Here is a 13,585-nt window from a genome sequence, read left to right on the forward strand (position 1 = left end):
TCATCAAACCGCCTCCAAACAAAGACGACTGAATCACAATCAGCCAATTTTGCAACGATCTCCACAAGGGGGAGGGATAAAGGGTTGGGGTCTTCTTCGGAAAGACTGTCCGACGGCTCTTCGACGTGCAGGGTTTTGGACTACGCCCGCAGCGCCGCGGCCTCGCGCGACAGGCGCTCCACCTCGGCCCAATCGCCGGCCTTGACGGCTGCATCCGGGACGATCCAGGAGCCGCCGACGCAGGCGACGTTGGGGAGGCCGAGCCAGGTTGCGACGTTTGACGGCGAAACGCCGCCGGTGGGGCAGAACAGCATGTCGGGGATGGGGGCGGAGATGGCCTTGAGGAATGGCGCGCCGCCCGACTGTTCGGCGGGGAAGAACTTCAGGAAGCCGTAGCCTTCCTCGCGCATCGCCATGATCTCGCTCGGCGTGATCGCACCCGGCAGGAGGGGCGTGGCGGCGGTGCGCGCGGCATCCAGCAGTTCCTGCGTCGTGCCGGGGCTGACGATGAATTTCGCGCCGGCCTTTTCGGCGGCATCGAACTGGCGCGCATCGAGGATCGTGCCGGCGCCGACGATTGCACCCGGCACCTCGTCGATGATGAGGCGGATCGCGTCGAGCGCGACCGGCGTGCGGAGCGTCACCTCGATCGCGGGCAGCCCGCCCGCGACCAGCGCCTTTGCCATCGGGACCGCATGGGCCAATTCGTCGATCCGCACCACCGGAATGACGGGCTGGGTTCCGATGAGGGCGCGAAGCCGCTCGGCCTGTGATGTCGCCATGACGCAATCTCCTTTTTCAACCGATTTAGCACGGCTGCGACGGGGAAGTCACCCTGACCTGAATAGCGAAATGAGCGCCTGGAGCAACCCGCCAGGCGTGATCCGCCGTGCTGCCAGCGCGGCCATGGTCGCGGCGTCGGCGATGCCTGTGGCGGGCAAGCCGCGCCGTGACTGAAAGGCCCGAAGGGCGGCTTCGGTGAGCCGACCGAACACGCCGTCAATCGTAAGGACTGCGCTCTTGGCGACGAGCAGGCGCTGCAGGGCGGCGACGTCCGTGCCGCGATCGCCGCGCCGCAAGACCCTGTCGCCCGCCGTCCAGTCGAGCCTTGCGAAGCGCGCATGGGCGGATGCGAGCTTAACGTCATAGGCGTTGCGGGCAAAGCCGGGGCCGTTGTAGCCGCGGGCGAAGGCGGGCCAGTCGCGACGCGCGAGGGCCGGGGCGAGGCCGGCCTTTTCGATGTAGCGCGCCATCAGCCGCAACTGCCCCTCTGTGCCTGAGCGTGCCTCGGCGACGAGCGCTTCGACCGAGCCGAAGCCGAGCCATGCCCAATGCGCGCCCATGACCTGGCCCATGCCCCAGGAGGTGGATTCGTCGGCCGCGCGGGCGTCTATGGACCGAGCGCGGGCGAGCAGAGCCCAGCGGGCAGCCTGCGAGGCGGGGTTGCGGATCGTGCCGGCTGTCGGCGAGGCGAGGCCGGCGGTTCGGGCTTCGGCCTGCGCGGCCGCGGACAGGCGGCGGTCGAAATAGTGACCCTCGAAGCGGATCAGGGGTTCGGGGCGGCCGTCGATCATGGCGTGGGCGACGAGGTTGCTTTCGACCGAAGCGACCGCGGCGATCGTTGCGGGCTCGAGGTCGAAGACGCGGGCGACGCTGATGAGTGCGGCGCTGATTTCGGGATCGGGCATGGGCATATCCTCTTCGATGAGTGAGGGATATTTTCCTCTCGATTTCATGGAGGGTGATAAAGTTTCGTTGCGCGTATTGCCGCGACGGCTTATCTGCGCGCCATGCACGCTGCTCACGACATGCCGATCAAGGTCGCCGCGCTCTACCGTTTCGCCCGTTTGGCGGACTGGCGGGAGATGCGCGCGCCGCTCGCCGCTTTCTGCACGGAGCGCGGCATCAGGGGTACGCTGCTTCTGGCGCATGAGGGGATCAACGGCACGGTGGCCGGAACGCCCGACGCGATCGACGCCCTCGTTGCGCATCTCGATGCGATGCCGGCGCTGACCGGGCTCGACGTCAAATATTCGAGCGCGCGCGAGATGCCGTTTCACCGGATGAAGGTGCGGCTCAAGGCCGAAATCGTGACGATGGGCGTCGGCGGGATCGACCCGGAGCGCGATGCGGGCACCTATGTCGAGCCGCGCGACTGGAACGCGCTGATCGCCGATCCGGACACGGTCGTCATCGACACGCGCAACGATTACGAGGTCGGGCTCGGCACGTTCGAGCGAGCGCTCGATCCGAAGACGGCGAGCTTTCGCGAATTTCCCGACTGGCTGGAGGCCAATCGCGGGGCGCTGGAGGGCAAGAAGCTGGCAATGTTCTGCACCGGCGGCATTCGCTGCGAAAAGGCGACCGCCTATGCGAAGTCGATCGGGCTGGATGAGGTCTATCATCTCAAGGGCGGCATCCTGCGCTATCTGGAAGAAGTGCCTGAAGAGGCGAGCCTCTGGCAGGGGGAGTGCTTCGTCTTTGACGAACGCGTAGCCGTCGGCCACGGGTTGCGTGAAGGCGGTGCGGAGCTTTGCCGCGCCTGCCGGCGGCCACTGACGCCCGCCGACAGGGCGTCGCCGCTCTTCGTCGAGGGAATTTCCTGCGCGGATTGCCATGACGAGCGATCCGAGGCCGATCGCGAGCGCTATGCCGAGCGCCAGCGGCAGGTGGAGCGGGCGAAGGCAACGGGCGCGCGGCATGTCGGCGGATGAGGGCTTTTCGCCGGGCCGCATTGCAAAAGCCGGGGTCGGCCCCTAGCTAATCTCGACTGCCGCAATGGCAAAAGAGAGATGAGGAGAAGCCGATGTTCGACCCGAAGAAGCTCATCGACGGCCTGTTGGGCTCGTCAGGTTCCCTTTCCAAGGGCGGCCTGGGCGGGCTTGCCGGCGGCGGGTTGGGCGGGCTTGCGAGCGGCGGCGGCATGAGCAAGATCGGCCAGCTTGCCAAGGACAACCCGATGGCGACGGCGGCTCTGGCCGGGCTTCTTCTTTCGGGCAAGGGGCGCAAGCTCGGCGGCTCGGCGATCAAGATCGGCGGTATGGCGGCTATCGCCGGCCTCGCCTACAAGGCCTATACCGACTACCAGAAGGGCCAGCAGCCGCAGACGGCCACGCCGGCGGGCCGCGAGCCCGAACTCCTGCCGCCGCCTTCCGACACGCCGTTCCATCCCGCTCGCGCGCCGCAGGGCGAAGATGCCTTTGCGCTGACCATCGTGCGCGCGATGATCGCGGCGGCGCGCGCCGATGGCCATATCGACGAGGCGGAGCGTGCGAAGATCGCGGGGCGGCTCGGCGATGCCGGCGTCGATGCCGAGGCCGAGCAGTTCCTGCTGGCGGAGCTGAACAAGCCGGTCAATCTCGACGACATCGTGCGCGAGGCGCAAAGCGAGGAGCAGCGGGTCGAGATCTACACGGCGTCGCGGCTGACCATCGATCCGGATTCGCGCGCCGAGCGCGGCTATCTCGACCAGTTGGCCGGCCGGCTCAATCTGCCGGACGCACTCGTCGACCACATCGAGGCGAATGTCGCGAGCGTGAAGGTCTGACGAAACTTTGAGGGCGTTCGCACCGTTGCTGGGAGACCATCTTCCAGCCGCGGTGCCCATGTCCTGCCTCCGAGTCCTCCTTTTCGCCGTCCTGATCGTGCTGCCCGGTTGTGGTGGCGCGGTCGGGGTCGTCAATTCGATGTCCAACACCGACGCCGTCGCGGTGGAGACGGGGCTTGCCTACGGGCAGGGGCCGCGCCAGCGCTATGACGTCTACAGGCCGGTCGGCGCCAGCGCCGATGCGCCGGTGGTCGTGTTCCTTTACGGCGGCGCCTGGTCGAGCGGCGACAGGTCGATGTATCGCTTCGTCGGCAATGCGCTTGCCGAACAGGGCTTCGTCGCCGCCATTCCCGATTACCGGCTCTATCCCGAAGTCCGCTTTCCCGATTTCGTCGAGGATGCCGCGCGCGCGGTCACGGCGATCCGCCGCGACGTCGCCGGCGGCCGGCCGGTCGTGGTCGTCGGTCATTCGGCAGGGGCGCAGATCGGGGCGCTTATCGCGCTCGACGACCGGTATCTCAGCGGCGCAGCGTGCAGCACGGTTTCCGGCTTCGTCGGGATCGCGGGGCCCTATGATTTCCTTCCGCTGACGAGCGAGCGCTACCGACGGATCTTTCCCGAGGCGACGCGCGACCAGAGCCAGCCGATCAACTTTGCGGCCGATCGCGCGCCGGCAACGCTTCTGCTGCACGGATCGTCAGATCGTACGGTCGCCGCGAAGGACAGCCGCGACTTGGCGCGCGCCCTGCAGGCGGCTGGCAACCGGGCGGAATTGCGGATTTATGACGGGGTCGGGCATATCAACATCGTCGGGGCGATTGCATCGCCCCTGCGCGGGCAGGCGCCGACGCTCGCGGATATCAGCGGGTTTGTCAGGGAGCGGGCCGGGCGGCCGGGGTGTTAGGGTCTGGTGTTCATTTGGGTTTCTTTGAATTGACCCCCACCCTTTATCCCTCCCCACAAGGGGGAGGGAGGACGTCCGCGTTGTGATTTTCATTCCGCCAGGAGCTTCGTGGAGAGGACAGGCAGGACGATGGCGAACTCCCTCCCCCTTGTGGGGAGGGATACAGGGTGGGGGTCAATTCGGAGGACTCTTTGCTCAGCTCGGGCAGCGGCGCGGGATTTTCAGATCTGGCTAAATCTTCGGCCCCGATCGGCGGATGATGGCCGAGATCAGGGCTTTGAAGGCTGGGCGGGGCATGTCTTCGGGCAGGTGCAGCTTGTCGCCGATCAATAGTTCGGAGAGGCCGTGGACCATGGCCCAGGCGGCGATGACGTCTTCGCCGGCGGCGGGGTCGGTGGCGTAGTCGCGGCCGGTCATCGTCGCGACGTTGCCGGTGAGGACGGCGAAGGCGCGGCCGCCGGCTTCGGCGAGCGGCGGGGATTCGTGGTCGGGACGGCGCGAGCCGAACATCAGGTGAAAGAGTGCCGGGTTGGCGCAGGCGAAGTCGACATAGCCGACACCCGATGCGACGAATTTCTCCACCATGTCGCCGTCCACGGCGTCCATCGCTTCCGCCATCGAGGCATTGAGGCGGTCGAAACCCTCGGCGGCCAAGGCGGACAGGAGCGCGTCGGCATCCTTGAAATGGTGGGCGGGGGCCGCGTGCGAGACGCCGGCGCGCTTGGCGCAGCCGCGCAGCGAAAAGCCCTCCAGCCCCTTTTCGATCAGTTCGGCTTCGGCGGCGGCGATCAACGTCTGGCGCAGATCGCCGTGGTGGTAGGTCTTGCGGGGTGCGGCGGTGGGCAAATCGGTCTCCAGCATTGCCCCTTCTAAATGGCCTCGATTTTCGATGTTGACAATGGAAAGATTTCTGGCAGCATTCAATCTTGACGCTGTCAAGGAATGGTATGGCCGCCAGACGGGGAAGGGGAAATGCCGATGAGTGCCGATCTGATCTTCCAATATGCCACGCTGATCGCGGTCGCCGGATGGGCGACGCTCTTGATCAGTCCCTTGATCCCGCGCATCAGCGATCTCGCTGCCGCCTATGCGATGCCGGCGCTGATCTCCATCGCCTATGCCGGGCTGATCCTCGCCTTCTGGACGCGCGCGGAGGGCGGGTTCGGGTCGCTGGACGAGGTGGCGCAACTGTTCCAGACGCGCGAATTGCTGCTTGCCGGCTGGCTGCATTACCTTGCCTTCGACCTTTTCGTCGGGGCGTGGATCGTGCGTCGGGGCCGGGCGGATGGAGTTCCGTTCTGGCTGGTGCTGCCTTGCCTGCCGCTGACCTTCCTGTTCGGACCGGCGGGCTATCTCGCATTCGTCGCCATCCGCGCAGTGCGGCTTCAGGTCCGCGCCGCGCCCGCCATCGGGGGACGCTGACCATGACAACGCTCGCACTCGACCATGCGCCCGTCCGGCCGATGTCCCTGAACCGCATATTCGGTTCGGAACGCGCGCTCGCCGCGCTCGGTTTTCTGCTTCTGGCGCTTCTGCTGCCGACGCTTTTCGCGGGCATCGTCGACGGCCGGCTGACCAACGATGTGTCGGTCTGGTCGAAGCCGGTGAAGTTCCAGTTCGCGCTGGCGGTCTATGCCTTGACGCTGGCCTTCTTCGCGCGCTGGCTGCCGGCGGGTACGCAGGCAAAACGGTGGTATCGGATCTATATCGGCGCGGTGATCGGCGCGATCGTGCTCGAGACGATCTGGCTGATGGGCGCGGGCGCGAACGGGGTGCCGGCGCATTTCAACAAGTCGCCGGCGGGCGAGGCGATCTACATGTCGATGGGCGCGCTCGCCGTCGTGCTGACCTCGGCCAGCGCCGTCTATGCCTGGCTGATCGCAAAGAACCGCGAGACCGGCCTGCCGCCGGTGGTCAAGGAGAGCGTCCTCGCAGGGCTGGCACTCGTCCTGCCACTGACGGTGATCACCGCCGGCACGATGAGCGCATTCGACGGGCACTGGGTCGGCGGCGTTCGCTCGGATGCGGCCGGGCTCGCGATCTTCGGCTGGGCGCGGGATGGCGGCGATCTGCGCGTGGCGCATTTCTTCTCCACCCATGCGATGCATTTCCTGCCCGTCGCCGGGCTTGCCTCGCTCGCGATCTTCGGGCGCGAGGAGCGGCGGCCGATCCGGATCGCGACGATCCTCTTCGTCGCGCTGGTGGCGTTTACCTTCGTCCAGGCGCTGTCGGGAAGGCCGTTCCTCGCATTCATGGGGTAGGGCGACCGCATTTTCTATGGCGCATCGGAATGATCCAAGAACCGGGTTTCACTTTTCGGTCCGATGCGGGAGTTAACCTTCGGTTAAGCTTCGTATCGCATTCTTAACGAACGAATCGGGTTGTTCCTCCTCCTCCCAAGCACCGATTCCAAACTCAGGCGGCCGCAAATGGCCGCCTTCCTTTGTGTCCTGCCCTTGCGCGCCCGCCGGGCTTCTGCGATCCGTCTGTCAACGGAGATGGGGGACACGACATGCAGGACAAATTCGCACTCGTCACAGGCGCAGGCTCGGGCATCGGCCAGGCTGTCGCCACCGCGCTCGTCCATGCCGGTTGGCATACGGTGTTCACCGGGCGCCGGCAGGAAAAGCTCGACGAGGCGGTGGCGGCGATCGGGCAGGCGCCGGCCAGCGGGCTGGCGATTGCCTGCGACGTGTCGCGTGCCGAGCAGGTCGAAAAGCTGTTCGAGCGCATCGAGGAGGAGTTCGGGCGGCTCGACCTTCTCTTCAACAATGCCGGCATGGGCTACAAGTCGACGACCATCGACGAGATCCCGGTCGAGGTCTGGCACGACGTCGTCGACGTCAATCTCACCGGCTCGTTCCTGTGCGCGCGCTCGGCCTTCGGCCTGATGCGCCGGCAAAGCCCGATGGGCGGGCGGATCATCAACAATGGCTCGATCTCGGCCTATGCGCCGCGTCCGGGCTCGGTGCCCTATACGGCGACCAAGCACGCGATCACCGGCCTGACCAAGACGCTGGCGCTGGACGGCCGGCCATTCGACATCGCCTGCGGGCAGATCGACATCGGAAACGCATTCACCGAAATGGCGGCGCCGATGGCCAAGGGCGTGCCCCAGGCCAATGGCGAGATCGCGCCCGAGGCGGTGATGGATGTCGGCCATGTCGCCGACGCGGTGCTGCACATGGCGAGCCTGCCGCTCGAGGCCAATGTGCTGTTCATGAACGTGATGGCGACCAAGATGCCATTCGTCGGGCGCGGGTAAATTTTCTGGCGGCCGGACCAATGCGCGCGATGCGGCGTTTGAAGGCGAGTTCGGGGTGCATGAGGGGACGATGGCGGATCTGTTTGCCGGTTACGAGGCGCTCGTCGCGCTGGGGCTGGTCGTGGCGCTGTTCGCCATGTTCATCTGGGAGAAATATCCGGCCGATGTGACGGCCGCTGCCGGGGCCGCGATCTTCATCCTGCTCGGCTTCGTGCAGAGCGACCAGGCGATGGCGGTCTTCTCCAATTCCGCTCCGCTCACCATCGGCGCGATGTTCGTGCTTTCGGGCGCGCTGGTGCGTACCGGCGTGCTGGAGAGCGTCGCCGGAATGGTGCTGGAACGCGCCAAGAAGCATCCGATGCTGGCGCTCGGCTTCTTCCTGTTCGCAACGCTTGCAGCATCGGCGTTCATGAACAACACGCCCGTCGTGCTGGTGCTGATCCCGATCGTCATCCGGCTCGCGGGAGCGCTCGACATCGCCTCGACGCGGCTTTTGATCCCGATTTCCTACGCCGCGATCCTCGGCGGCACGCTGACGCTGATCGGCACCTCGACGAACCTGCTCGTCGACGGCGTCGCGCGCGAGCAGGGGCTCGAACCGTTTTCGATCTTCGAGATCACGCCGGTCGGCATCGTCGCCGCACTGACAGGCGTCGCGACGATGCTCGTCCTCGGACGGTTCCTGCTGCCCGACAGGCGCGAGGAGGGCGGCGAAGCGGTGGACGCGGAGGAAACGGAGTATCTGTCCGAAGTGACGGTGCTCGTGGACGGCCCCTATACCGAAAAGCCGATCAGGGAGATCGCCGATTTCAAGCAGCCGGGGCTGCGTATCACCGGCGTGCGTTCGGAGGGACGGACCATTCGGAAGGATGTCGGCGACATCGTCCTGAAGAAGAACGACGCGATCATCATCGTCGCAAAATCCTCCGAACTGCTGACGCTGAGCGAAAAGGAGGGGTTGCGGGTCGGCCAGCGGCGCGGCGCGGTGCGCGAGGGCGATCAGATCGCGGTCGAGGCGGTGGTGGCGCCGGGGCGCTACAGCCAGGGCACGCGCCTTTCCAGCCTGTCGCTCGGGCGCCGCTTCGGCGTGCGCATTCTCGGCGTTCACAGGCACCGCCACGTGCCGGGCCCCGACCTCGGCAGCGTGATGCTGCGACCGGCCGACCGGCTCTTGCTGGAGGGGACGTCCGAAGGGCTCGACGAATTGTCCGACCAGAGCGACCTCGTCTCGGTGACGCGCTCGACCGCGCGCGCGTTCCGGCGCACCAAGGCGCCGCTGGCGCTTCTGGCGCTGGGGCTCGTCGTCGTGCTTGCGGCGTTCAATGTGATGGATATCGGCACTCTGGCGATGATCGCGGTGGCGGCAATCCTCGTCCTGCGCTGCATCGACGCCGACGAGGCCTGGGGCTCGATCGACGGCGCGATCCTGATCCTGATCTTCTCGATGCTGATCGTCGGCCAGGGGCTGCAGAACACCGGCGCGGTGACGCTGATCGTGGAATCGCTGACGCCCTTGATGACGACGGTGACGCCGTTCGTCCTGTTGCTGATGGTCTACGCGCTCGCCTCGACGCTGACCGAATGCGTGACCAACAATGCCGTTGCCGTGCTGGTGACGCCGATCGTCATTGGGCTCGGGCAGCAGCTCGGCGTCGAGCCGCGCGCGCTGGTCGTCGCGGTCATGTTCGGCGCCAGCGCGAGTTTCGCCACGCCGATCGGCTACCAGACGAACACGCTGGTCTATGGCGCGGGCAATTATCGCTTCTCGGATTTCGTCAAGATCGGACTGCCGATGAACGTCATCGTCGGCATCGCGACGTGTTTCGCGATCAGTTGGTACTACGGCCTTTGAGGAAGGCTGAAACCCGCTCGAGCGCGCGCAGGATGTTTTCTTCGGAATTGGCGTAAGAGAGGCGGATGTAGCCTTCGCCGAGCGTGCCGAAATCCGGCCCGCCGATGAGCGCGACGCCGGTCTCTTCCAGAAGCGCGGAGGCGAGCTTCTTGGCTTTCCAGCCGGTTTGCGAGATGTTCGGGAACGCGTAGAATGCGCCCTTCGGCACGATGCAGGAAATGCCGTCGATGGCGTTGAGGCCGTCGACCACGATTTTCCGGCGCCGGTCGAAAGCCCGCATCATCGTGGCCACCTCGTCCTGCGGGCCGTCGATGGCGGCGATGCCGGCATATTGCGAGGGGGCGTTGACGCAGGACCAGCAATTGACGGCGAGCTTGCGCACCTTGCCATAGAGCGAATCCGGCCAGATCGACCAGCCCATGCGCCAGCCCGTCATCGCCCATGTCTTCGACCAGCCATTGAGGACGATCAGCCGGTCGCGGATTTCCGGGAAATGGAGCAGCGAGGTCGCGGTCTCGCCGTCATAGGTCATGACGTCGTAAATCTCGTCGGACATGATGGCGACATGCGGATGGTCGGCGAGGCCGGCGACGAGCTTTTCGATCTCGGCGCGCGGGGTGACGCCGCCGGTCGGGTTGGCGGGGGAGTTGAGAATCAGGAGCCGCGTTTGCGGTGTGATCAGCGCCAGCGTTTCGTCGGCCGAAAAGGCGAAGCCGTTTTCCTCGCGGATCGGCACAGGAACCGCCTTCGCGCCGGTGAAATCGATCATCGACTTGTAGATGGGGAAGCCCGGATCGGGGTAGAGGATTTCCGCGCCCGGCTCGCCGAACATCAGGATCGCCGCGAACATGGTCGGCTTGCCGCCGGGCATGATCATCACGCTTTCGGGCGAAATCTCGACGCCGGTGGTGGCGAGGGTGCGGCGGGCGACGGCTTCGCGGGTGGCCAGAAGGCCGGTCGCGGGCGTGTAGCCATGATGGCCGTCGCGCAGGGCTTTGATGGCGGCTTCGACGATGTGGTCGGGCGTGCGGAAATCGGGTTGGCCGATGCCCAGATTGACGATGTCCTTGCCGGACTGCGCGAGCTCGGTCGCGCGGGCCAGAACGGCGAAGGCGTTTTCCTCGCCGATGCGGTCGAAAGCGGAAATCGTCTGGAGCATATGTTGGCCAAGCCTCCCGTCTTGCAGATCGGGCTCGTTTGTGGGAGCGCTGGACGACAATGTCAAACGGGAGAGACGCATGGCGCAGGAGTTGAGCGGGTGGACGGCGCGGCCGATGCCGCCGCGCCAGGCCCATGACGGGCGCTATGTGCGGCTGGAGCCGCTCAATGCCGACGATCATGGCGACCAGCTCTTTTCGGTGAAGAGCGTGGCCGATGCGGGCGAGCGTATGCGCTACCTCTCCGACGTTCCGCCGGCCGACCGCGCCGCGCTGCAACCCTGGCTCGACCGGTTCCAGGCCTCGCCAGATCCGATGTTCTTCGCCTGCGTCGACAAGGCGGACGGGCGCGCCAAGGGGCGCATGGCGCTGATGCGGATCGACCGGGCGAACGGGGTGGCGGAAGTCGGCCACATCTATTGGGGGCCGGACATGGCCAAGAGCCGGATGGCGACCGAGACGATCTATCTTCTCGCGCGCCATCTCTTCGACGAGCTCGGCTATCGCCGCTTCGAATGGAAGTGCAACGACCGCAACGTGGCATCGCGCCGCGCAGCGCGGCGGTTCGGCTTCGACTATGAAGGCGTCTTTCGCCAGCACATGGTGATCAAGGGCGAGAGCCGCGACACGGCCTGGTATGCGATGCTGGATGGCGACTGGCCGGCACGGCGCGCGGCCTTCGAGGCGTGGCTCGACGAGGACAATTTCGACCGCGACGGTCGGCAGAAAAAGAAGCTGGAAGAGTTCGCGGCAGCAAAGAGCGAATGATGGATCGGGATACCAGGAATTCTGCGATCGCGGCGGCGATCATTCTCGCCTGTGTGGCGTTCGTCGCCTATTTCATGCCGGCGATCATGCTGGCGGCGATCGAGATTTCGCCGTGGCTGGCAGGCGCGGTGGCGGCGCTGTTTCTCGTCGCGTTCTTCATGATCTTCTGGGTTCGCGGGCGGATGAAGCGGTAGCGGCGACAGGTGTCATTCCGGCCGAAGTCCGAGCGTAGCGAGGCGAGAGCCGGAAGCCATTCCGTGGGGTTTCAATGTCACGGAACGGGTCCCGGATAGCCGCTTTTCGCTGCGCTCAAATGCGGCTTCCGGGATGACGCCTGACGATCAGACGCTCAAGCTCGCCGTGAGCAGCGTGACGCCGAGCAGGAACACGAAGGCGGCGCCGGCGATTTCGATGGTGATGTGAACGCGGTTGCCGGTGCGGCCGTCGCCGGCGAAGGCGACCGCCCAGTTCTTGGCGAGGACGGCCATCGTGGCGAGGATCGAGACGGTGATGGCCGTGCCGATCGCCATGGCGAAGACCGACAGGAAGCCGCCGAGCCACAGACCGTTCAGGAACGCGAAGGACAGGACGACGAGTGCGCCGGTGCAGGGGCGCATGCCGACGGCGACGATCGCCGCCCAGGCCGTCTTCCAGTCGAAACGGTCGCCCGACAACATTGCCGGATCGGGCGCGTGGGAATGGCCGCAGGTCGAGCAGACCGCGTCGTGGCTCGCGTGGGCGTGCTCATGCGAATGCGCGTGATCGTGATGATGGTCGTGCGTGCAAGCCTGACCGTGGTGATGTTCGTGGCTGTGGGAATGATCGTGAACGGCGGCCGCTGCCGACAGGGCACGGACAGGGCGGCCCCATATCAGGCCGGCGAGGGGCGGGCCGGTCTTCTTCCACAGAAGCCAGGCGCCAAAGGCGGCGACGAGGGCGAAGCTGGCGATTTCGAGGAAGCGCGTCGCGTCTGTCATCGAGACGGCGGTGCCGCGCAGCATGAGATAGACCGCGCCCATCACGGCGATGGCGGTGACCGCCTGCAGCATGGCGGAGACGAACGAGAGCATGACGCCGCGCCGCAGCGCGACCTCGTTCGCCAGCATGTAGGACGAGATGACGGCCTTGCCGTGACCGGGGCCGGCGGCATGGAAGATGCCGTAGGCGAAGGAGAGGCCGACCAGCAGCCAGACGCCGGAGCCGCCGTCGCGCATGGACCGCAGCGCGCCGGTCAGCGAACGATAGAAGTCCTGCTGCTGCGCGTTGATCCAGTTGAGCGTGCCGGCGAAGAGACCGGTCGAGGGCGCGGCGACTTCCGCCGCGCCAATGCCGAGCGAGCTTTGCGCGTGTGCGTGGCCGAGGAAATGCGTGGCGACGTAGACGAGCGCGACGGCAGTGAAGAAGACGCGCACGGTGCGCCTGGAAAGCTGCATCATCCGGCCGCTCCGCAGGAAATTTCGAGCCGGGTCGCGAAGAGTTTCGAATAGTCGACGCCGCCCGGCTCGGTGAAGAAGGCCTCGGTCAAGGATTGCTGGTTCATCGCCAGCGCCTCGTCCGGGTCCGGCCGGACGACTTCCTTGCTGCAGGCTTCGGGCATCGCGGCGACGACGAGGTTGGTGTCGTCGTAGAAATCGATCGCGGTGTAGAAGGTCGGATCGTAGACGCCGAAGTGGAGATTTCCGTCGAGTGCGAGTTCTTCCTTCGGCGTCGATTCGAACAGGATCAGGAGTTGCTGGTCCTCCAGCGTCGCGACGATGCGCTCCGGCGGGTTCATCGCGATGTCCTTGCCGTTCGCCGTGACGAACTGGAAATAGCCGAACTCGGCGAGCGATTCGAGGATGACCGAACCGACCATCTCGAGCTCTTCGGCGTCGAGTTTCAAATCCTTGTTCTGGTCGAACTCGAAGATGACGGTCGAGGAGAACAGGTCGTCGAAGCGCCAGACATGGCGCAGCGCCTCGACCTTGTCGCCTTCGGTGGCGATTTCGAGCCTTGCTTCGGCGAAGACGTGCGGATGGGCGAAGGCGGGCGCCGTGCCGGCAGCCAGCGCGCAGGCGCCAAGCAGGAATGATCTGATGCGGATCGCCATCGT

General features: G+C 66.0%; 15 protein-coding genes. 9 read left to right on the plus strand and 6 right to left on the minus strand.

What is annotated here, in order from left to right; translation table 11 throughout:
- Positions 1-140: 140 nt before the first annotated feature.
- Both ACT6QU_RS02965 and ACT6QU_RS02970 read right to left on the minus strand, forming a co-directional pair.
- Positions 141-782 carry a 2-dehydro-3-deoxy-phosphogluconate aldolase gene (locus tag ACT6QU_RS02965; protein WP_444563804.1) on the minus strand — a complete coding sequence of 214 codons (642 nt, stop codon included), beginning with the start codon at positions 780-782 and terminating at the stop codon, positions 141-143.
- A 48-nt stretch (positions 783-830) separates the two neighbouring features.
- Entirely contained in the window at positions 831-1,688 is an 858-nt protein-coding gene (locus ACT6QU_RS02970; protein WP_444563803.1) for an N-acetylmuramidase domain-containing protein, read from the minus strand.
- Positions 1,689-1,790: 102 nt separating this feature from the next.
- Between ACT6QU_RS02970 and trhO the strand changes: the two genes are divergently transcribed.
- The 3 genes from trhO (at position 1,791) to ACT6QU_RS02985 (ending at position 4,451) form a co-directional block, all read left to right on the plus strand.
- On the plus strand, positions 1,791-2,714 hold the full coding sequence (trhO, locus tag ACT6QU_RS02975) for an oxygen-dependent tRNA uridine(34) hydroxylase TrhO (protein ID WP_444563802.1): 924 nt from the start codon (positions 1,791-1,793) through the stop codon (positions 2,712-2,714).
- 92 nt (positions 2,715-2,806) lie between these two features.
- Positions 2,807-3,547 (plus strand): tellurite resistance TerB family protein, encoded by a 741-nt coding sequence (locus ACT6QU_RS02980; protein ID WP_444563801.1) that lies wholly within the window; start codon positions 2,807-2,809, stop codon positions 3,545-3,547.
- Positions 3,548-3,605: 58 nt separating this feature from the next.
- On the plus strand, positions 3,606-4,451 hold the full coding sequence (locus ACT6QU_RS02985; RefSeq protein ID WP_444563800.1) for an alpha/beta hydrolase: 846 nt from the start codon (positions 3,606-3,608) through the stop codon (positions 4,449-4,451).
- A 231-nt stretch (positions 4,452-4,682) separates the two neighbouring features.
- On the opposite strand, the gene ACT6QU_RS02990 is transcribed toward ACT6QU_RS02985, so the two are convergent.
- Positions 4,683-5,312: a TetR/AcrR family transcriptional regulator gene (locus ACT6QU_RS02990; protein ID WP_444563799.1), complete on the minus strand. Its 630-nt coding sequence runs from the start codon at positions 5,310-5,312 to the stop codon at positions 4,683-4,685.
- A gap of 117 nt (positions 5,313-5,429) precedes the next feature.
- Here ACT6QU_RS02990 and ACT6QU_RS02995 point away from each other — a divergent pair, with 117 nt between their 5' ends.
- The 4 genes from ACT6QU_RS02995 to ACT6QU_RS03010 all read left to right on the plus strand — a co-directional run bounded on the left by ACT6QU_RS02995 (position 5,430) and on the right by ACT6QU_RS03010 (position 9,568).
- The gene (locus ACT6QU_RS02995; protein ID WP_444563798.1) at positions 5,430-5,873 is read left to right on the plus strand and encodes an ABA4-like family protein; all 444 of its coding nucleotides are present in this window, start codon (positions 5,430-5,432) and stop codon (positions 5,871-5,873) included.
- 2 nt (positions 5,874-5,875) lie between these two features.
- On the plus strand, positions 5,876-6,712 hold the full coding sequence (locus ACT6QU_RS03000) for a hypothetical protein (RefSeq protein ID WP_444563797.1): 837 nt from the start codon (positions 5,876-5,878) through the stop codon (positions 6,710-6,712).
- A gap of 251 nt (positions 6,713-6,963) precedes the next feature.
- Positions 6,964-7,716, plus strand: a complete 753-nt coding sequence (locus tag ACT6QU_RS03005; protein ID WP_444563796.1) for an SDR family oxidoreductase — start codon at positions 6,964-6,966, stop codon at positions 7,714-7,716.
- 70 nt (positions 7,717-7,786) lie between these two features.
- Positions 7,787-9,568 (plus strand): SLC13 family permease, encoded by a 1,782-nt coding sequence (locus ACT6QU_RS03010; RefSeq protein ID WP_444563795.1) that lies wholly within the window; start codon positions 7,787-7,789, stop codon positions 9,566-9,568.
- Here ACT6QU_RS03010 and ACT6QU_RS03015 read toward each other — a convergent pair.
- Positions 9,546-10,727, minus strand: coding sequence for a pyridoxal phosphate-dependent aminotransferase (locus ACT6QU_RS03015; RefSeq protein ID WP_444563794.1), 1,182 nt, complete (start codon positions 10,725-10,727; stop codon positions 9,546-9,548). The genes ACT6QU_RS03010 and ACT6QU_RS03015 overlap by 23 nt on opposite strands.
- Positions 10,728-10,806: 79 nt before the next feature.
- Between ACT6QU_RS03015 and ACT6QU_RS03020 the strand changes: the two genes are divergently transcribed.
- Complete coding sequence (locus tag ACT6QU_RS03020; RefSeq protein ID WP_444563793.1) at positions 10,807-11,493, plus strand: GNAT family N-acetyltransferase; 687 nt, start codon at positions 10,807-10,809, stop codon at positions 11,491-11,493.
- Positions 11,490-11,687: a hypothetical protein gene (locus ACT6QU_RS03025; protein ID WP_444563792.1), complete on the plus strand. Its 198-nt coding sequence runs from the start codon at positions 11,490-11,492 to the stop codon at positions 11,685-11,687. The genes ACT6QU_RS03020 and ACT6QU_RS03025 overlap by 4 nt, the downstream gene beginning before the upstream one ends.
- Before the next feature lie 147 nt (positions 11,688-11,834).
- Here the strand turns inward: ACT6QU_RS03025 and ACT6QU_RS03030 are convergent, their stop codons facing one another.
- Both ACT6QU_RS03030 and ACT6QU_RS03035 read right to left on the minus strand, forming a co-directional pair.
- A complete protein-coding gene (locus ACT6QU_RS03030) occupies positions 11,835-12,929 on the minus strand; it encodes a nickel/cobalt transporter (RefSeq protein WP_444563791.1) in 1,095 nt (364 codons plus the stop codon).
- Positions 12,926-13,582, minus strand: a complete 657-nt coding sequence (locus ACT6QU_RS03035; RefSeq protein ID WP_024587731.1) for a DUF1007 family protein — start codon at positions 13,580-13,582, stop codon at positions 12,926-12,928. The genes ACT6QU_RS03030 and ACT6QU_RS03035 overlap by 4 nt, the downstream gene beginning before the upstream one ends.
- Between the last annotated feature and the right edge of the window lie 3 nt (positions 13,583-13,585).

The sequence above is a fragment of the Aliihoeflea sp. genome (assembly GCF_052435475.1).
Taxonomy (GTDB): Bacteria; Pseudomonadota; Alphaproteobacteria; order Rhizobiales; family Rhizobiaceae; genus Aliihoeflea.